We start from the raw sequence: 19,814 nt of genomic DNA, 5'->3' as shown, positions 1-19,814 counted from the left end.
ATCGAAAACTAGCGCTCGAGCGAGGCCGGCCTTACCAGCCGTGCCCAAGACGTGTACGAAGCGACGGCGGCGCCGGCCACGCCGCCGAGCCACGACTCCATCAGATCCGTGATGGTGTCTTCATAGGTCAGGTCGAGGCCCGTGGTGCCCGACTTGAGAACCAGATACTCGACGAACTCCCACAGCACTATTGCCGTGGCGCTGGTGCCCACACCGATGACGAACACCGCGAGCCGAGGCTCTCGTGTGCGCAGCAGCAGGGTCGACGTGCCCAGAACCAGCAGGAACCAGTTGAGGGCGTGCAGGACGTCGTCGAAGTGGTCGACGTCGAACAGACCAACCAGGTTTCCTCCGATGTCGAGGGCAAACGGAAGCACCAGCAGCGACGCGGCCAGATGGGGAAATGGGCTGGGGCGTCGCCTTATGGCCCAACCGAGGGGCACGGCTGCGATGCACAGCGGGTAGAAGAATGCCCGCATGACCATGCCCTTGTCGTGCAGGTGGTCGGAGTTGCGAAACACCACGCCGAGAGCCAGTTCGGCCAACAGCAGGCCGATGGCGGCCAGATGAACGTTTCGGGACCAGCGGGGCTCGGCTATTGGCCCCAAGCCGGCTTGCACGGTCAGGCCAGTGCCGGAGTTCCTGCGAACGGGCCCGGGTCGTCTGCGGTGGGTAGCTGCGGCTTGGCCCGCCAAGACATCGACCGTTCGACCCCATCGAGTACCAACCGCCACGAGTCGGGGTTCCAGCCCTCGGCGGCACCCGAGAGGCTGGCGTCTTGGCGGAGATGAACCAGGGCAGGCAAGAACTCGAGCTCGAGAGACTTGATCAGCTCGCGATCGGGGTCGAGCAGAACCTGCCACCGGTCGGCGTAGGGCCCCAGGTAAGACCGCGCGCCGTCGGCGTCGGCCGCGACCACGAACGCGCACCGAATGTCGGCCTCGCTGTAGTGGCCGAACAGGCGGTCGGCGGTGGGAATGATCCAGCCCGATTGGTGGGTATAGGGATCGATGATCGCGCCCAGCAGGTTGAACATCGTGAGACGAGTGCCCAGCGCGGCGCTGTGACCGGACAGGTCTTCCAGCTCGATGTCGGGTGAAGGGTTCGTAGCCACGGCTCGAAACCATAACAGTTCCGGTCGTCTGTGCCCCACGGCCTGGTGGCGACGCTAGCGTCTGTCGGGTGCACCCGATCGAACGACTGCGCTATGTGGCCCGCGCCGGCGGTGTCGACCAGGCCATGGTGGTGCGCGAGGCCGCAGGAGCGTTGGGTGCTCTCGGCTTTGATCCCGCAGGTCTGGTCACCTCGTGTCGCCGGTTGGTGTCGCGCCACCCGATGGCCGGCGCACTGTGGGTGCTGGCGTCTCGGGTGGTCACATCGGCCGATCCGATGCGCGAGGCCTGGGCGGTCGTCGACGAACTCGACCGTGACCACACCGCCCGCGAGCTGGCAGCTGCACTGCCCGACGGGGCGGGCGTCACCATCATCGGTTGGCCCGACACCATTCCGTCTGGCCTGGTGCGCCGTGGCGACCTGCGTGTGCTGGTAGTCGATCAGTTTGGCGAGGCGAGCGGCTTGGTGCGCCAGCTAGAAGACCGCGACGTCGACGCCGAAGACGTCCCGATGGTGGGCTTGGGCGGAGCTGTGCGCTCGACCGACATCGTGCTGATCGAGGCGTCCATGGCCGGCGAAGAGGGCGTGGTGGCGTCGTCTGGTTCGCTGGCGGCGGCTGCGACCGCTCGCGCAACCGGCGCAAGGGTGTGGGCCGTGATCGCCGCCGATCGTGTTCTTCCGCCCTCTACCTGGCGTTTCGCGACCTCGTCGCTTCGGGGTCCCGAGCCCTGGGGTGATGACGACGAGATCGTTCCGCTGGACATGATCGACAGCATCGTGGGTCCTGTGGGCCTTCGCGACGCGGCAGAGCTGAGGCTGCGCACCGACTGTGTCGTGGCTCCAGAGTTGCTTCGTACACCGATCTAGGCGGCCCCGTTCGCCTCAGCCGGTGCGGTTGATGAATCCCTTGGCCAGCAGCCGCGAGAACCGATCTGCCACTTCGGCGATGTCGGGGATGGCCGGCTCGTCGTGAAGCTGGGCCTTGAGCCGCATGGTGTCGTAGAGCTCGACCAGTCCCTGCATGGTCGACCAGCACAGTCGTGACGCAAGCGACACGTCGAGCTCGGGATTGTGCAGATCGGCGATGTCGCGAACGGTCTGCTCGAGTTCGCCGTAGGCACGATCCCCGGCTTCGGCGTACTCGGGCGAGTGTGAGTCGACCAGGTCGCTTCGGGACAACACCGCGCAATGCCCTGGGTGTGAGATCGACAGCTCGACATAGGCGCGGCCCTGGGCGGCCAGACACTCCAACGGATCCGGGTTGGCGGTCCGCGCTTGTGCCAACGCGGCCGCCAGCGCCTGGAAACCCTCGACCGCAACCGCGGTCAGCAGCCCGGTTGCGTCGCCGAAGTGGTGGCTGGGCGCCGCGTGCGACACGCCGGCGCGCCTGGCTACCTCTCGCAGCGAGAACCCGGCTGGGCCCCGCTCGGCAACCAATTCGGCGGTCGCATCCTTGAGCGCCCTGGGCAGGTCTCCGTGGTGGTAGCCGTCGCCGGGGGTCATGGTCGGATGTTCGCCCGGCGTCTTGTCGTTGTCAAGTTCAGTCTTGACATTGGTAACTTGCCAACGTAAAGATGTCGGGCAAGCCCGAGATCGCCACACCGACGAGTCGCCAGAGTGACAGGAAGCAGCATGGAAGCCACCCGAGCCGACCAACACACACCACCAGGAACAGAAGCCGACGCGGGGCATCCCAGGCGCTGGGCCGTGCTGGCCGTCGTGTCGCTGTCGATGTTCGTCACGGTTCTCGACGGGACAATCGTCAACATCGCCCTGCCGACCTTGACCACCGAACTGGGTGCCAGCACCCGACAGCTCCAGTGGATCGTCGATGCCTACCTGCTGGTGTTCACAGGCCTGTTGCTGGCAGCCGGTGGGCTCGGCGACCGCTACGGCCGACGACTGTCGCTGGTAGCTGGTCTGATCGCGTTCGGCGTGACCTCGGTTGTTGCCGGATCGGCCGATTCGGCCAACTCATTGATCGGCGCCCGGGCCTTGATGGGGATAGGCGCGGCCTTCATCTTCCCGGCGACGCTGGCCATCATCACCAACGTCTTCACCGACCCCAAGGAGCGAGCGGCAGCGATCGGGGTGTGGAGCGGTGTCAGTGGCCTGGCGGTCGCTGCCGGGCCAATCGTCGGGGGCTGGCTTCTCGAGCACTTCTGGTGGGGTTCGGTCTTCTACATCAACATTCCGGTGGTCGTCGTGGCCGTGGGTGCGGCCTTGGTGTTGGTGCCCGAGAGCCGAGATCGTCACGTGCCGCGCCTCGACACCCCGGGGCTGATCCTGTCGGTCGCAGCGATCGGCTCACTCGTGTTCACCATCATCGAGGCACCCGAGTGGGGCTGGCTTGCGCCCGAGACACTCGCTGGCTTCGCTGTTGCGGGTGCAACGCTGATCGGCTTCGTGGTGTGGGAGCTGCGTGTCGCACACCCGATGCTGCCGGTGAGGATCTTCGAGAACCTGCGATTCAGTGCTGCCAGCATCGCGGTGACGTCGGCCTTCTTCGCCCTTTTCGGGTTCATCTTCTTGATCACCCAGTATTTCCAGCTGATTCGCAACTACGGCCCGCTGGAAGCCGGCGTACGAACGATTCCGGTTGCGGCCTCGATCGCCATTGCTGCGGTGCTGTCACCCAAGGTCGTCGAGCGGGTCGGCACAACCCGAGTGGTGGTCACAGGTCTGCTGTCGATGACCGCGGCGTTCTTCTGGGTTTCGGCGGCGTCGGCCACCACGCCCTACCTCGAGATCGTGGGGCAGATGATCCTGTTGGGTGCCGGCCTGGGCATGACGACCGCCCCGGCCACCGAATCGATAATGGGCTCGCTTTCGCTCGACAAGGCCGGTGTCGGATCGGCGGTCAACGACACCACCCGCGAGCTCGGCGGAACCTTGGGCGTGGCGGTGGTGGGCAGCGTGTTCAACTCGATCTACGTCAGCCGACTCGCCGACAGTGCGGTGGTGTCAAACCTGCCTGTCGAGGCGAGGGAGCTGACCGAAGAGTCGGTTGGTGCGGTTCGAATCATCGCCCCGCAGTTGGGGGACGCCGCCGGACAGTACGTCGATGCGGTTGCCGACGCCTTCCTGTCCGGCTTGTCTGTGGCCTGCATAGTCGTCGGAGCGGTGACCCTGGCCGGTGCAGCTGCGGTGTCGAGGTACCTGCCCGCACGCGCTGGTTGATGGGCCCATGCCTCACTCGTTGTGACGAGTGTCCGATGGAGTGAGGTGACAGCGACCCGCCACAAACGGCCCTCGGGCAGGTCTGGCGCGCCCGGGCTGAGGCGCACCACCGACGACCGCGTGGTGTGGGGTGTCGCCGGTGGACTGGCCGAGGCCGCGGCGGTGGACGCCATATTGATGCGGGTCGCCTTTGTTGCCCTGACGGCGATCTGGGGCCTGGGTATCGGTCTGTATCTGGTGGGTGCCCTCGCGATGCCCGAGCGCGACTGGCCGACCTCGAACCCCGTCCGCCCGGGGATGAGGCCCATGCTCGGTCAGGGGATTGCGGTTGGTGTTCTGTGCGCCGGCCTTGTCGCCACCGCCAGAGCGCTGGGGCTGACCCCTCCCGACGACATCCTCGTTCCGTGGATGCTGGTCGTGGTGGGCGTGGGTCTCGTTTGGGGCCGCATGCCGCTGAGGCCCCGCGCCCGCTTGGCGTTGCCGCCTGGGCCTGCCCATCGCGGCGACCCGGTTTCATCGCAAGGCTCGGCCACCCAGGCGCCGCCGCGCTCCAAGCCGGTAGACCCCGTCGGCGAGCCCAGACGCGCCCAGACGCCAACCGAACCGCAGACTCCTGGTCGTCGGCCTGCGCCCGAGAGGCCGTCGGGTCCCAAGAACATCCCGCTCGGAACGCTCACCGCGGGAACTCTCCTCGTCGCCAGCGGCTTGCTGTACCTGCTCGAGAGAGGCGACCTGGTCGACGTGTCGTGGCGGCTGCTCGGTTCGATCGGTGTCGTGACGATGGGGTTGGCGCTGATCGCAGGCGGTTGGTGGGGAAGACCGCGCGGCCTGGTGCCGTTCGGCTCGGTCCTGTGCGCCTTGTTGCTGGCTGCAACGATTGTCCAGGTTCCGCTGACCGGTGGTGTGGGTCGGCGATTCGTCGTGGTCGATGCCCAGGAAGTGCAGTTGGGTCCCCAGCAGATCGGCCTCGGTGCGGGCACGGTCACCATCGACCTGACCGAGGTAGATCCGCTGGACGTCGAGGCGGCCGAGTTCGGCTGGGCGGCGTCGGTAGAGGGACCAGTGGTTCACGTCGTGGCCGAACTCGGTGCCGGCCAGATGCGCGTGGTGGTGCGGCCCGACCAGGCGATAGTTGTCGACGCCAGGGTGGGCCTCGGTCGTTACGACCTCGTGGGTGTCAGCGACGGGGGAGTGGCTGCAGAACGGATAGCAGCGTTCGAGCCGGTCGACGACCTGGGACCGCCTCTGGTGCTGGATCTCGACGTCGGTGTCGGCTCGATCACGGTCGAGGTAGAGCGATGAGGGGCGGTCGGTGAACAACCCGGTAGGCAATCAAGATGTCGACGTGTTCTCGGTGGTGGCCGGCGTGATCTTCGTCGCCTTGGGCGGTTGGTTCGCCTTCGAGTCGCAGGGTTGGGGACGCCTCGACCTGGCGTTGGCGCTGCCTGTGCTGCTTGTGCTGGCGGGCGCGGCGGTGTTGGTGGCAGCGGCCAGCCGCATGACCACCGGCCGCCGATGATCTAGACGGCGTTCTCGATCCGCGCCGACAGCCGTTCCCATTCGGCCATCAGTTGGGCGGCGCGATCTTTGGCCTCGTCGTGCTGTTTTGTCAGCTCTTTGACCCGCTCGGGGTTCTCGTATGTCGCCGGGTCGGCCATCTGATCCTGGATCTGCACCAGAGCCGCCTCGGCCGACTCCCAGTCTTTCTCGACCCGGTTGAGCCGGTTGCGTAGCTCCTTGGTGGCCTTGCTCTTGTTGTTTCGTTGTTCGGCCTCGGCGCGTTTGCGGGCTTTGCGATCTTCGCCCAGGCCCGATTCGGGCCGGGTCTTGGGCGTCGCCTGCGGTTGCACATTGCCCGCAACCCGCTGCGAGCTGGGCTTCAGAACCTCTTCGTCGACGCCTTCGTGCCATACGGCCTTGCCGTTGCGCACCTCGACCAGGGCATCTGCCACATTGCGGATCAGATGGCGATCGTGGGTGACCAACACAACCGTGCCCGGGTAGGCGCGCAAGGCGTCTTCGAGCAGGTCGCAGCTGGGCAGATCGAGGTGGTTGGTCGGCTCGTCGAGCACCAGTAGGTTGACGGGGTTGGCCATGGTCATGGCCAGGGCCAGGCGGGTCTGTTCGCCGCCCGACAGGTCTCCGACCCTGCGGTCGGCCGCGTCGCCGCCGAACCCGAACGAGCCCAGCACGGTGCGAAGGTTGCGATCGAGCGGGTCGCCGATGTTGGCCCGGAATTCGTCGAACACGGTGCGGTCGAGATTCAACACATCGGCCTGGTGCTGATTGAAGGTCGCGTGGTCGACGTTGTTGCCGATCTCGACCGAGCCCGCCATCGGGGCCAGATCGCCCAACAAGAGCTTGACCAGGGTGGTCTTGCCGGCGCCGTTGGGGCCCACCAGCGCCACCTTGCGGCCTCGTTCCACCACGAACTCGACGCCCGTCAGCACCGCCTGGCCGTCGTATCCGGCCGCCACCTCGCTGAACTCGACGACCACCCGCGAAGAGCGCTGAGGCTCGGGGAAGGCGAACCTGGCCTTGAGCTGTTTGTGGGTCGGGACCGGAATCGACTCGAGTTTCTCGATCGCCTTGATGCGGCTCTGAACCTGGCGAGCCTTGGTGGCCTTGTAGCGGAAGCGCTCGACGAAGCGCTCCATGTGAGCGACCTTGCGGGCCTGCTGGGCGGCTGCGGCCTCGGCCCGCTGCACCATGTCTTCGCGCGCCACGACGAACTCGGCGAAGCCGCCCACGTATTCGGTGGCGGCCCCGTCGATTATCTCGATGACCCGGTTTGCGATGCCGTCGATGAAGTCGCGGTCGTGCGAGACAAAAAGCAGCGCGCCGGTCCACGCGGCCAGATGGTCTTCCAGCCACGCCACCGAGTCGACATCGAGGTGGTTGGTGGGCTCGTCGAGTATCAACACGTCGGGTTCCGACAGCAACAACCGGGCCAGCGCCAGGCGCATGCGCCACCCACCCGACAGTTCCTCGACGTCTCGTGCCGACATCTCGGGCGAGAAGCCCAGGCCCGCGAGCACGCGATGTGCCTCGGCCTCCAGGGCGTAGCCGCCAAGCTGCTCGAATCGGCTCTGAGCGTGCCCATATTCGTCGAGAACGCGCTCTTGCTCGGCGCCCGTTGTTGTGGCCAGTCTGGCCTCGAGTTCGGCGAGCCTGGCCCCGACCTCGTTGATGTGGGTTGCCCCGGCCATGGCGGCCTCGATGACAGGCCCGCTGATCTTTTCGGTCAGGTCCTGGGGCAGATACCCCAGTCGCAGGCCCTTGGCGCGGTGCACCTCGCCACTGTCGGGCGCTTGCAGGCCTACGAGGATCTCCAGCAGGGTGGTCTTGCCCACCCCGTTGCCGCCTACGAGCGCGGTTCGGTGACCGCTCAACAGCTTCACGGTGAGGTCGCGGAATAGGACGCGGTCTCCGTGAGCGCGCGAAAGGCCCGATGCGGTCAGCACGGTCGGCAAGGGTAACGGTTCGGATGGGCCACACCTTTGTCCTATGGGGGAACTATGCTCGAACGGGTGTTCGTGAAACCTGCAGCCGACGACCTCGCCCCCTGGTTGCGGCGGCTGAACACCGAGCAGACCCAGGCGGTGTTCGACGACTCGACCTCGCTGCTGATCGTGGCCGGTGCCGGCACCGGCAAGACCGGCACGCTTGCGGCGCGGGTAGCCAGGCTGATCGCACAAGGCGCTGACCCAGACCGCATCTTGTTGCTGACGTTCACGCGACGAGCCGCCGCCGAGATGCTCGATCGTGTGGGTGCCATGGCCGATCGCCAGCTGGCCGCCAGGGTTTGGGGCGGCACGTTCCATTCGGTCGCCAACCGATTGCTGCGCCATCACGCCGAATCGTTGGGCCTCAGCGCGTCCTTCACCGTGCTCGACCCGTCGGACGTCTCGGAACTGTTCGCGATCGTCCGCACAGAGGCCGACGTTGTGTCTACCCGGCGCCGCTTTCCCCGTGCCGACACCATCGCGGCCATCTACTCGCGAATGGTCAACAGTCGCCAACCCCTGTCCGAGGTCCTCACCGAGCACTTCCCTTGGTGCGCAGAACACCACGAGGCGATCCGCACCATCATCAAGGACTACGTGGCTCGCAAGCGGCGCCAGCAGGTCCTCGACTACGACGACCTGTTGCTGCACCTGAGGGCTTTTGCGGTCTCAGAAGCCGGTGGTGCCGCCCTGAGGGCCCGATTCGACCACGTTCTGGTCGACGAGTACCAGGACACAAACCCCATCCAGGCCGACATCGTCATGGCCCTCTCTGCGACCTCAGACCACCCCGGCGCAAAGATCACCGTTGTGGGCGACGACGCCCAGGCGATCTACGGGTTCAGGGCGGCCACGGTCGACAACATGTGGAGCTTTACCAACCGGTTTCACGATGCCCGCATGGTCACCCTCACCACCAACTATCGGTCGACCCAGCCGGTGCTCGAGATCGCCAACGGCGTCATCGCCCAGTCGCAGTTCCTGGTCCGCAAGGAGCTGACCACCGATGCCACCGTGGGCCCGCTTCCTCGATTGGTGACCTGCGACGACGAGTCGGCCCAGAGCAACTGGGTGTGCGACGAGGTGCTCAGGTTGCGCGACGACGGCGTCGACCTCAGCGATCAGGCCGTGCTGTTTCGTGCCGGCCACCACAGCGCACATCTCGAGCTCGAGCTGGCCAGGCGCAACATCCCGTTCGTCAAGTTCGGTGGCCTCAAATATCTCGAAGCCGGCCACGTCAAGGACCTTCTGGCCCTGCTGCGTGTGCTCGACAACCCAGGCGATCAGCTGGCGTGGAACCGTGCTCTGCGGATGCTCGACGGGGTGGGCCCGGCCACTGCAACCAGCCTGCTCGAACAACTCGACGTGGCAACCGATCCGGACGGGGCGCTGTCGCGTTTCTTGGCCGGCGACTTCGAGATTGCGCGGCGCGCGCAGGCCGATGTCGCTGCGCTGCGCCAGGCGTGGAGCGACTGTGGCCCCGGCGGAGCAGCCGAGGAGATCTCGCTGGTGCCTCCGGCCACCCAGGTCGATCGACTGGCTCGCCTGTGCGCCACCACGTTCCCCAGGCGCTACGAAGACGCCGAGGCCCGCATCGCCGACCTCGAACAACTGGCCGTGCTGGCCGGCGGATACGCGTCGCGGTCGCGGTTCCTCACCGAGGTGGTGCTCGACCCGCCAGAACGCACCGGCGATCTGGCCGGCAGTCCACATCTAGACGACGAGTACCTCACCCTGTCGACCATCCATTCGGCAAAGGGGTGCGAATGGACGGCCGTGCACCTGCTGCACGCCGCCGATGGCAACATGCCCAGCGACATGGCCCTGGGCGATGCAGAGGGCCTCGACGAAGAGCTCAGGCTGGCATACGTGGCCGTAACAAGGGCCAGAGCTCACCTGAACGTGCTGTTTCCGCTCAGGTACCACGTCCACCGGATGGGCAACGACGATCGCCATCACTATGCACAACTGAGCCGGTTCTTCTCACCGATAAAGGACCGCTTCGAGACCGTCGCCAGTGGTGTTGTCTCCACCGCAGAGGCGGCGTTGGTCGACCTAGATGTCGACGTCCGGGGCCAGGTGGAAGGATTCCTCGACGATCTGCTCGACTGAGGTCCGCCTTCGGGTCGCTCAGGCCGAGTTCCTGGCCGAGCGTTGGGCCAGGCGGTTGCGGCTCTCGACGACCTTCTGGGTCATCTCGTTGCCGGTCGTCGGGCGGTGCAGCAGGTAGCCCTGGGCCAGGTCGCAATCGAGGTCGCGGAGCAAACGGAGCTGCGACTTGGTCTCGACACCCTCGGCGGTGACCACCAGGCCCAGATCATGGGCCAGGTCGATGATCGACTCCAGAATCACCCGGTCGGCGGGGTCGGTGTCGCCGTTGCGCACGAAAGTCTTGTCGACCTTCAAGATGTCGATCGGGAAGCGCCTCAGATACAGCAGCGAGGTCTGGCCTTGGCCGAAGTCGTCCAGCGCCAACCGCAGCCCACGGTCGCGCAACATCTTGAGCTTGGTCTCCGAGTCGTTGCCGGCGCTGACGATGTTCTCGGTGATCTCGGCGATCAGGTTGTTGGGCTGCACCCCTGTGCGCTCGAGGACGCTGTCGAGGGTGTCGAAGAAGCGTGGGTGGAACAGCTGGATGGGCGACACATTGACAGCCACCATCGGCGACTGCTCGGGGAAGCGGCGCTTCCAGTCGACGGCCTGCAGGCACGCCCGCTCCAGGATGCGTCGCCCCAACTCGAGGATCAGGCCCGAGTCTTCTGCGATCGGCACGAGGGTGTCGGGCGGTATCAGACCCTGAACCGGATGGTGCCAACGCAAGAGGGTTTCGGCGCCGATGAACTGACCAGAGCGCACAGACAAGATGCCTTGGAACGCCACCTCGACCTGGTTGTTGGTGACGGCACGCCTGAGGTCGCGTTCGATGCGGATGCGGCTGACGCCTTCCTCGTCGACCTCGGGCTGGTAGAGCTCCCAGCGAGCCTTGCCCAGACCCTTGGCGCGGTACATGGCCAGGTCGGCGCGTCTCACCAGCTCGCCGGCGTTCTCGACATCGTCGCCCGAGATCGCGATGCCGACCGAGCAGCTGATGACGATCTCGTTGCTGGACACCACGAAGGGCTCGCTGATCGTTTCGCAGATGCGGTCGGCGACGTCGGTCAGTTCGCTCTCGTTGACGCTGGGATAGATCTCCCGCAGCAACACGACGAACTCGTCGCCGCCCATTCTCGCCACCAGGTCGTGCTCGCGCACCGCGCTGGTGAGGCGCCGCGCGACGTTGATCAGCAGCTCGTTTCCGACGTCGTGGCCCAGGCTGTCGTTGACCGGCTTGAACCTGTCGAGGTCGATGAACATCACGGCGCATTCGGTGGCCTGACCCCGACGATCGGCGAATGTCTCGTCGAGCTGTTCGTTGAAGTACTGGCGGTTGGACAGACCCGTGAGGGCGTCGTGGTAGGCCTGGTGATGCAGCCTGTGCTGCATGGCGCGGAGCTCACCCACCAAGCGCTTGTTGTGTAGGGCGATCGTGGCGTTGCCACCCAGCAGTTCCACGCACTCGACCTGTGTCGACGTGACGTGTGTTCCCAGCCGCTTGCCACACCTCAGCGCAACAGAAGCATCACCTTGGGCGCCCAGCGCCCTCACCAGCACGGTCGACAAGCCGTGCCTTCGCAGGGCGCTCTCGACCGCCGCGCCTTGTGTCGAGTGCAAGATCACCGTGCGGTCGTGCTCGGCCAGCCGGTGAAGCCCACCCTCTGGCGCGTCGGGGTTTGGCAGGTCGATCCCGGCGACCTCGGTTCGAGAGGCCTCGATACGCCACTGGCCACCGACGCCCAGAACGCAAACGTCGACGACCTCGAATCCCAGCGCTGCCACGCTGTCGAGCAGTTCGTCGACCATGCCTGCATCGAGTCTCGACACCCTCTGGCTCGATTGGGCCACCGTTTCCAGTAGCCGACTGCGGCGAGTGGCCTCGCCGGTCGCTCTGCGCTCGAGACGGATGTCCAGCAGCAGCTTCTGCGACAGATAGACGACGGGGATGGCCACCAGCAACACCACACCGACGCGCTGCAGTGTCTCGCTGAAGTTGTCGAACAAAGAGTCGCTGCGTCCCGCCCAGCGGGCCACCAACACATAGCCGAGCAGCAGCGATATCCAGCTGTAGATCGAGGCTTTGGCGCCGAACCTCATCCCGGCCTCCAACACCGGGATTATGAGGATGTACCAGGCGATGTCAGGGTCGAGGATTCCGAACCCGCCGATCACCAAGAGCACGATGAGGGTGTCGGCAAACAGGCCGAACAGGCTGGCGGCCAGGCGCACTCGACCCAGTTGAACCCGTCCTGCGACTATCGACAAGCCGTTGGCCAGGGCCAGCGAGCCGCAAAGCGACACTGCGCTGATCCACTCGTTGAAGGGGAGTTCGACCTCGGAGGGCCCGGGTCGATACCTGATGATGTAGGGGAACAACAGCAACGCGCCGACCAGGCGCATGGCACGCAGGCCCGCCTCGACCAGAACCGAGGCCTCGTCGGCGGGGCCGTCACTCCACCTTCTCGGTTTTGTCGATGGGGTCAAGACGTACGGGGCATGATCCAGTACATCTCGAAGTGACGAGGACAACGGCTTGGTCTCCCGCTTTAGGCCTAACCATGCCATCGGTCGTCACAGGTGGCAGTTGAGCGGTCTGCCGTGTTTCGCGGACCTTTCGACGGACGGCCCTGCGGCCGCCGTGGCAGTGATCAGGCCGAAGCCAACAGTCGCCTGCCGATGAGCTTCAGGCACAAGGTCTCGTCGGCGCCCTCGAAGATCGAAAGAACGCGTGCGTCGACGAACAGGCGGCTGACGTTGTACTCCTCGGCATACCCGAAACCGCCGTGAATCTGCATGGCCTCTCGGGTTACCCACTCGGCGGCCTTGCACACGTAGGCCTTGACCATCGAAGCCTCGAGTGTTCCTTCGCCCTTGGCCATCATGGTCGCCACTGCGTACGCATACTGGCGGGCCGAGCGGATGATCGAGTTCATACGGCCCAGCTTGGCCTTGGTGAGTTGATAGTCGGCGATTGTCTGCCCGAACACCAGACGCTCGTTTGCGTACTGGGTTGCGGCCTCATATGCCGCCTGCATCACCCCGACAGCTCTGGCCGCTGTCTGCAGACGACCGTTTTCGAAGCCTGCCATCTGCAGGTAGAAGCCCTTGCCGAGGCCTTCGTCGCCGCCGATCAGGTTCTCGCCCGGCACGAACCAGTTGTCGAAAGCCACCTCGAACGAGTGCATGCCGCGATAGCCCAGTGTCGGGATGGCTCGACCCTCCATCGTGCCGCCGCTGTCTTGGGTCAACTCGAATGAATGGCCCGAAGTCGATTCCTTCTCGACGATGAACAGCGACAGGCCGCGGTGACCCTTCGAGCGGTCGGGGTCGGTGCGGGCCAGCAGCATCAGAGCGTTGGCGCGACCAGCGAACGTGCACCAGGTCTTGACACCGTTGATGAGCCAGCCGCCCTCTGTTGGCGTTGCGGTGACCTTGAGGCTGGCAACGTCCGAGCCGAAGTCTGGCTCGGTGACGGCCACAGCACACATGACCTCGCCCGTTGCGATGCGAGGCATCCACGATTGCTTTTGCTCTTCGGTGCCACCGCGCTCGAGTGCACGGGTGAGGATCTCGGGCCGGGTTATCAACGAACCACCGGCACCAAGCGAGGCGCGGCTCAGCTCTTCGGTGGCGATGACCATGCCGTAGTAGTCACTCTCGCCGCCTGTGGCGAAGCCCCCGTACTCCTCGGGTACCGACAGGCCGAAGCAGCCCAGCTCGGCCAGGCCCGAGATGATCTCCTCTGGAATGTCTTCGTCGTGACGGTGGATGTGTTCTGCCACCGGTGCGATCTTGTCCTCGCCGAACCGGCGGAAGGTGTCGGCCACCATCTCGAAGTCTTCGTCGAGATGTGAGGGCGGAGACATATCGGCCAGCGACGCCAGGAACTCGGGGTCGCGGTACTTGGCCAGGAACGGGCGGGTGGCATCGAGGGCGCCGATCTCGACCCCCCACAGATGCTCGCGCCCGGTGATCTTGCCGATGAGGTCGGCTACGACGTCGGCGACGAAGGCGCATGCCAGGGCTGCTTCCTGCTCGCCGCGGTTGCCGTCGTCGATGACGGCTCGGCACATCTCTACGGCCGAGGCACCATGGGCCAGGTCGTACAACAACACTTGTTGCTCGTCGGCATCGGGGCGTGCGGCGAGGGTGCGCACGCATGACTCGATTACGGCAGAGGCGAGTTCTGCGGCGTTGGCGGCTTCGGTCATGGCGGAAGACATGGTCCGAATTTACTCGTTTCGCCGATGATCCAGTTCAGCCGAGATGATCAGCGGGCCAGAGAAGCCAGACCGGCGACGAAAGCCGGGATCTCCTCGGGTGGAACAGCGCGCTGGAAGTAATAGCCCTGGGCGCGGTCGCAGCCCAGGCGCCTCAGGCTGTCGAGCGTCCACTCGTCTTCGACCCCCTCGGCCACGACCTCGAGGTCCAGGTCGTGCCCCAGCTTCACGATCGAGCGAACTATCACCGCGTCGTGTTCGTTGGTCGACATCTGGCCCACGAACGACCTGTCGATCTTGATCTCGTCGATGGGCAGGCGCCGCAAGTGGGTCAGCGATGAGAAGCCGGTGCCGAAGTCGTCGATGGAGGTACGAATGCCCAGCTCGCTGAGCGAACGCAGCACGTCGGCGGCCAAGGCGAGATCGTCGACGACCTGGCTCTCGGTGATCTCGAGCATCAGCCGTGAAGCGTTGATGCCGTTACGGTCGAGCACCTCGGTGATGAACGCCGCAAGGCCGGCATCGTGGAAGTTGCGGACCGACAGGTTCACAGCAACGCCGATGTGGATGCCTTGTTGGTCCCATTCCCTCAGCTGAGCGACCGACTTGGATATGACCTGCCTGGTCAACTCGTTCACCAGGCCCGATACCTCGGTCAGCTCGATGAACTCGTCGGGTGGCACCGAGCCGAGGTCGGGGTGATGCCACCTGACCAGCGCCTCGACACCGACGACGAGGCCCCGCGACAGGTCGATCTTGGGCTGGTAGTAGACGACGATTTCGTCGTTGGCCAGCGCTCGCGGCAGCTCGCCAAGCAGGGTCAGCCGACGAACCGAGTACTTGTCGTCCTTGGCCGAGTACCAAGCCCAGCTCTTGCGCGTGGCCTTGGCCTGGTACATCGCCACTTCGGCCTTCTGCAGCAACTCGTCGGGGGCTTGGGCGTCGTTGGGATGGCTGGCAATGCCGATGGATGCGCCCGCCTGCACCTGGAGGCCCTGAAGGGTCAGCGGCGCCCCGATGGTGTCGACCACCGAGGAAGCCACCCCGGCGGCGCGGCTGACTCCGTCGTCGACCAACAGGATCGCGAACTCGTCGCCGCCCAGACGGGCGACCATGTCTGAGCCCCGGCGCAGATCACCCAAGCGCGAAGCCACCTGGCGCAACAGAGCGTCGCCGTGGTGGTGGCCGAGGGTGTCGTTCACCTCTTTGAACTGGTCGAGGTCGAGGATCAGCAGTGCCAAGCCCGATGTGTCGTCGTTTTGGCCTACGTGCTTGCGCAGCCGTTCCATCAGGTGGGCCCGGTTGGGCAGGCCCGTCAGGGGATCTTGGAGTGTTTCGCGGCGCAGCGAGTCGCGGGCCGCGACCCGGTCGGTGGCGTCGTGGTAGGTCACCGCGGCGCAGCCGTCGCCGAGGGCCTTTATCTCGAGGTCGAAGACCGACCCATCGGCAGCAGGAACGGGGGCTTTCACCTCGCGGCCGACGAACGGGTTGTCGGTCGCCAAGACGCCGAGGACCCTCGCTCGCAGTCCGCTGGTGACGATCCACTCGACCTCGTGGGCTGCGTAGCCATCCAGAGGCCCCACGTCTGACCAGCGGTTGACGGCGGCGTTCGACCTCAGCACTCGCAGGCTCGACTCATCGGACGGGTCGTCGAGGCGCAGCACCAAGACCGGGGCATCGATCTCGTCGACGAACCTCACGAATCGCATCGCCCGGTCGTCGGCCTCACGCTGAGGTGTGACATCGGTGGCGACTCCGCGCAGGGCCCACGATCCGTCGGGACGTTGCTCGGCGCGCACCAGGTCGCGCAGCCACACCCAGTCGCCGTTGCGCGCCCGCATCCGGAACTCTCTGACCAGCGGCCATCTCATCGAACCGATCCGCGAGGTGTCGATGATGGTGTGCTGGTCTTCGGGGTGCACCAGGTCTGCCCACGACATGCCTGGCTTGGAGAACTCGAGAGGGCCATAACCCAGCACATCGCGCACCCGGCCGCTGACGAAGACCATGCGATGGTCGCTGGCGTCGGCCTCCCAGACGATGCCCGGAACACCGTCGAGCATGGCGCCGAGCCGACGCAGGGTCGCGTGTTGCTCGTCGCTGAGAGCACCTACGGCTCCGACCGCCAACAGGGCAGCCACGGCAAAGGCGGGGGTCGACAAGGCCACATCGTCGCTGCCCGCTACCAGACCCGAAACACCTAGTGAGGCGACGGCTGTCAAGGTGGTGGCCAGACCGGCCATACGGCCAGACCGTGTCGACTCGAGGGCCACCGTGGCCAGAGCGACAGCAGCAGCCGCGGGCCAGACCTGCGGCGGGGCGATGGCTGCAACGCCCCCGATGATGAGCACATCGGCTGGTGCCCACAACCAAGGCCACCTGGCCGTGGTCGCAGCGCTGCGCAACAAGAACACGTTCCAGGGACCGAACACGAACGCCATCGCTGCCGCCACGCCCAGCAGCTCGGGTTCGATCTCGGGGTAGGACCCCGATGACCAAGCGACAAGGGCCATGGCGGCGCCAACCACCGACGCGGTGCAGCGCAGTAGGGCGAACGACGAAAGAACCCGCCTGTTTACGGTGGCGGGCAGTCTCGAGGACGTGCGTCGGTATGAAGTTGGGGATGTGATGCGAGGAGAGACCATGGGCGTTGGCGGCTCAATGGGGCCTCCTCGGCAGAGTACGGGTCGAACATCGACCGAGCGCGGCTCTCCGGCAAGGGCGTGAGCAGACGACCGCGCATCGTGATAACGCGTGATTTGTGTTCGGTCACAGCGGACCGAAACCCTCGACCTCTAGTTGGTGGTGAGTGCCTGGATCAGGGCATCGACGGCACGATCCGCGATGTCGCGCATCTCGTCATCGGTGCGGTCCTGGATGGGGTGTTCCACGAACACCGCCATCGGCTCGGCGCCCAGGGCACGCGATTGGGCCTGGGCTCCGTCGATGAACTCGACGGTGGCGACGAACACGCCCGGAACACCCCGGCGCTCGAGATCGACGATGTCGTGCACACTGCACGACGTGCAGCTGCCTCAATCGGCTAGCGCCTCGATCACGGCGTCGCACTGGGTGGCGATCTCGTGGCGCAGGTCTACGGGTGCAGGCTTGGAGAACGTCGGCTTGGCGAATCGCAGCACGTTGGCGCCGGTGTCTACCAGCCGCTCCTCGAGCCTGTCGAGGAACACGTTGCCCCTGGCCTTGCTGATGTCGAGGAGTCCAACCGTGAGGCCTTCCAGGCTCTGGGCCCGCGGTCTGCGCTGCCAGGTTGCCGGCTTGGATTCGTTGGTGGGATCAAGAACGGTGGTCATCGGTTACCTCACGAGATCGGGTGACAGATTGGTGCGCTGCCCTTGGCGCCATTGACCCAGCCCCCGATGAGCTGGGAGAACAGGCCGGCTCCGCCGCCGGCGTGAACGATCATCAGGCCGTCTTCTGGTTTGACCTTGGGTATCGCCTTGGCCTCGGCGAATGCCTCGGGTAGGCCTTCTGCAATGCCCCCGGCGCCGCGTACCAGTTCGGCCCCGTCGCGCTTGGTCAGCTCGATGATGCGATCGCGGGTCTGCTGTTTGGTCCAGCCGGCCTCGGCGAACACTCGGGCGTGCTCTGGGCCCATGACGATCATGGCGTCGAAGCCCAGAACCAGCTTTGGGTGGTTGGAGCCGATCAGGGCCTGTGCCAGGCTGGCCGCCAGCGAATCGGGGTCTCTGGAGAGCTGATCGACGACACACGTCACCCCGTTGCCGGCGAAGAGGCTGACCGTGTTGGTGCCGGCTTCGTGCCCGAAGTCCGAACACAGGGGCTGCCACGGCGACCCTTCCTCGTCCTCGGCAAAACAGAAGCTCAACTTTCCCGGCTGGCCGTGGGTGGCGCGGTCGACCTCTCCGGGCCTGCCTCCGCCCACATTGCGAATGACCAACTGCAGGGCCCTGCCGATGGTGGCATTGGCCCTGTTGCCCTGGCCCATCACGTTTTTGCCCGAGTTCATGCCGATCTGGTCTCGAATGGGGCCGTTTACGATGACGACAGGCCCCGCGGGCATGGTCGTGGCGAGCAGGCCGTGCATGTTGAAGCGGTCGGTGCATGCCGCCTCGACGGCGGCCAACACGACGGGCAGGTACTCGGGCTTGCATCCGGCCATGACGGCGTTGATGGCGACCTTCTCGACCGTGACCTCGACCAGGTCGGGTGGCGCGATGGCAACCACCGAATCGGGCGGCCGGTCGGTGCCCTCGAGCATCGCCAAGACCCGACCCTCGGTTGGCGGAACCAGCGGGAGGCCGTCTGACCAACCCCGGTCGTACATCGCCTCGATCTCGTCTTCGAGGGCTGCGAAGTCGACCCGGCGGGCCCGCAAGGTCGACCCCGAGAAGCGCACCCTCAATTCGTCCGCCAGGTTGGGGTCGACAGACAACGAGCCACAACCCGGCCGCCACTCTGGCAGGTCTGGCCCGAGGCCGTCGGCGCCGGTGAATTCGATCCACTGAGGCCGAGACCACCCGACGATGCGCTCCTGCTCGACGCCGTCGGCGACCTTCACCAGGGTGGGGACGGTCTCGATGTCGTGATGCCACGACATCGACAGGTCAGAGTCGTGGCGCACTTCGCCGGCCCCGGCCGGGAAGGTCGGATCGTCCTGGGTGAACACGGTGAGACCCACCGATTGGGACAGTTGAGCCAGCACCGGCTCGACCAGAACGCAGGTGGGGCAGTCTCGTTTGACGAACGCGACCAGTCCGTCCGGAAGGGGATGAGCGGTCATGAGCGCAAGAACCCGACTATTGCGGCGTTGACGATGTCGGGTTTTTCGAGGTGCAGGAAGTGCCCGGCACCCTCGACCCTGTTCACCGCCGATCCGTCGGCCAGGTCTGCCTCGAGCCCATCGGCCACCTCGATGCCGATGCAGCCGTCGTCGACACCGTGCATGTACAGGGTGGGTTGGCTGGGGCACTTGGCGCCGGCAGCGTCCCACTCGTGCAGATCCGGGCTGCGAAGGTCGGGCTGGAAGGTCGCGCGGTAATAGCCCAGGGCCGCGGCCAGGTGTTGTGGGTCGGGCACGCTGGCCTTGAAGTACTCGACGTCGGTGGTGTGGTCGTATCCGGGCGACCAGTCGCTCCAAAGGCCCTTGATGAAGGCGTAGTCGTCGTGGGGTACCACGGCCTCCGACAGGGGGTGCTGGAAGAAGAACATGTAAGACGAGCGCCTGATCTGGCGATAGTCGAAGAACGCCTTGGTGACCCTGCTGCCCGGGGGCACAGCCATCAAGACGACCTTGCTCCAGCGGTCGGGTTCGACGACGGCGGCGATGTCGGCAGCTCCCGAGCCCCAGTCGTGGCCGATGATCACCGCATCGGAGTCGCCGCCCAGGGCGTCGTGGAGGCGGCAGGCGTCGCGGCCCCGCGCTCCCGATTGGTACAGCCCGTCCGGGGCCAGGTCTGAGGGTGCATAACCCCGGGTGAAGGGTGCAACGGCCCGGAAACCGGCGGCGGCCAATGCCGGCAACAGGTAGCGGTAGGTGTGGGCCGAGTCGGGAAAACCGTGCAGGCAGATGGCCAGCGGACCCTGACCCTGTTCAAGCCAGGCGACGTTCATTCCGTCGATCTCGGTGGAGCCGGCGATCATGCCCGACCCCGCGTTCGAATCCCCCATGGGTGACTGACCTCCCTGGCGAGTCACGCTAGTGCGGCAGGCCCGCCGTTTC

15 protein-coding genes are annotated in these 19,814 nt (G+C 65.8%); 5 read left to right on the top strand and 10 right to left on the bottom strand.

The genetic code is table 11. From position 1 onward, the window contains the following. Positions 1 to 8 precede the first annotated feature (8 nt). Together R2770_08640 and R2770_08635 are read right to left on the bottom strand one after the other, a co-directional pair. On the bottom strand, positions 9 to 620 hold the full coding sequence (locus tag R2770_08640; GenBank protein ID MEZ5280530.1) for a hypothetical protein: 612 nt from the start codon (positions 618 to 620) through the stop codon (positions 9 to 11). 2 nt (positions 621 to 622) lie between these two features. Further along, the gene (locus R2770_08635) at positions 623 to 1,114 is read right to left on the bottom strand and encodes a hypothetical protein (GenBank protein MEZ5280529.1); all 492 of its coding nucleotides are present in this window, start codon (positions 1,112 to 1,114) and stop codon (positions 623 to 625) included. A gap of 68 nt (positions 1,115 to 1,182) precedes the next feature. On the opposite strand from R2770_08635, the gene R2770_08630 reads away from it, so the two are divergent. Beyond that, positions 1,183 to 1,980 (top strand): hypothetical protein, encoded by a 798-nt coding sequence (locus R2770_08630; protein ID MEZ5280528.1) that lies wholly within the window; start codon positions 1,183 to 1,185, stop codon positions 1,978 to 1,980. Between the two features lie 15 nt (positions 1,981 to 1,995). Here the strand turns inward: R2770_08630 and R2770_08625 are convergent, their stop codons facing one another. Beyond that, on the bottom strand, positions 1,996 to 2,616 hold the full coding sequence (locus R2770_08625; GenBank protein MEZ5280527.1) for a TetR/AcrR family transcriptional regulator: 621 nt from the start codon (positions 2,614 to 2,616) through the stop codon (positions 1,996 to 1,998). Between the two features lie 129 nt (positions 2,617 to 2,745). Between R2770_08625 and R2770_08620 the strand changes: the two genes are divergently transcribed. The 3 genes from R2770_08620 to R2770_08610 are packed head-to-tail and all read left to right on the top strand — an operon-like array spanning position 2,746 to position 5,812. Beyond that, positions 2,746 to 4,293, top strand: coding sequence for an MFS transporter (locus tag R2770_08620; GenBank protein MEZ5280526.1), 1,548 nt, complete (start codon positions 2,746 to 2,748; stop codon positions 4,291 to 4,293). Between the two features lie 45 nt (positions 4,294 to 4,338). Continuing rightward, positions 4,339 to 5,595 (top strand): PspC domain-containing protein, encoded by a 1,257-nt coding sequence (locus R2770_08615; GenBank protein ID MEZ5280525.1) that lies wholly within the window; start codon positions 4,339 to 4,341, stop codon positions 5,593 to 5,595. A gap of 10 nt (positions 5,596 to 5,605) precedes the next feature. After that, complete coding sequence (locus tag R2770_08610) at positions 5,606 to 5,812, top strand: hypothetical protein (protein MEZ5280524.1); 207 nt, start codon at positions 5,606 to 5,608, stop codon at positions 5,810 to 5,812. Between the two features lies 1 nt (position 5,813). On the opposite strand, the gene R2770_08605 is transcribed toward R2770_08610, so the two are convergent. After that, on the bottom strand, positions 5,814 to 7,757 hold the full coding sequence (locus tag R2770_08605) for an ABC-F family ATP-binding cassette domain-containing protein (GenBank protein MEZ5280523.1): 1,944 nt from the start codon (positions 7,755 to 7,757) through the stop codon (positions 5,814 to 5,816). A 66-nt stretch (positions 7,758 to 7,823) separates the two neighbouring features. On the opposite strand from R2770_08605, the gene R2770_08600 reads away from it, so the two are divergent. Continuing rightward, positions 7,824 to 9,911 carry an ATP-dependent helicase gene (locus tag R2770_08600; GenBank protein MEZ5280522.1) on the top strand — a complete coding sequence of 696 codons (2,088 nt, stop codon included), beginning with the start codon at positions 7,824 to 7,826 and terminating at the stop codon, positions 9,909 to 9,911. A gap of 18 nt (positions 9,912 to 9,929) precedes the next feature. Here R2770_08600 and R2770_08595 read toward each other — a convergent pair whose 3' ends face one another. From R2770_08595 to R2770_08570, 6 genes are all read right to left on the bottom strand, one after another. After that, positions 9,930 to 12,377: an EAL domain-containing protein gene (locus R2770_08595; protein ID MEZ5280521.1), complete on the bottom strand. Its 2,448-nt coding sequence runs from the start codon at positions 12,375 to 12,377 to the stop codon at positions 9,930 to 9,932. Between the two features lie 164 nt (positions 12,378 to 12,541). Next, the gene (locus tag R2770_08590; protein ID MEZ5280520.1) at positions 12,542 to 14,116 is read right to left on the bottom strand and encodes an acyl-CoA dehydrogenase family protein; all 1,575 of its coding nucleotides are present in this window, start codon (positions 14,114 to 14,116) and stop codon (positions 12,542 to 12,544) included. Between the two features lie 47 nt (positions 14,117 to 14,163). Beyond that, positions 14,164 to 16,626, bottom strand: a complete 2,463-nt coding sequence (locus tag R2770_08585) for an EAL domain-containing protein (GenBank protein ID MEZ5280519.1) — start codon at positions 16,624 to 16,626, stop codon at positions 14,164 to 14,166. A 282-nt stretch (positions 16,627 to 16,908) separates the two neighbouring features. After that, positions 16,909 to 17,424, bottom strand: coding sequence for a UGSC family (seleno)protein (locus tag R2770_08580; GenBank protein MEZ5280518.1), 516 nt, complete (start codon positions 17,422 to 17,424; stop codon positions 16,909 to 16,911). Between the two features lie 8 nt (positions 17,425 to 17,432). After that, positions 17,433 to 18,875 (bottom strand): thioredoxin family protein, encoded by a 1,443-nt coding sequence (locus tag R2770_08575; GenBank protein ID MEZ5280517.1) that lies wholly within the window; start codon positions 18,873 to 18,875, stop codon positions 17,433 to 17,435. Beyond that, a complete protein-coding gene (locus R2770_08570) occupies positions 18,872 to 19,762 on the bottom strand; it encodes an alpha/beta hydrolase (GenBank protein MEZ5280516.1) in 891 nt (296 codons plus the stop codon). The genes R2770_08575 and R2770_08570 overlap by 4 nt, the downstream gene beginning before the upstream one ends. Positions 19,763 to 19,814: the final 52 nt, after the last annotated feature.

This window comes from Acidimicrobiales bacterium (assembly GCA_041394185.1).
In the GTDB taxonomy this organism is placed as follows: domain Bacteria; phylum Actinomycetota; class Acidimicrobiia; order Acidimicrobiales; family Poriferisodalaceae; genus JAAETH01.
The sequence above is the reverse complement of the archived record's forward strand: the minus strand, read 5'-3'. Positions and strand labels throughout refer to the sequence as shown.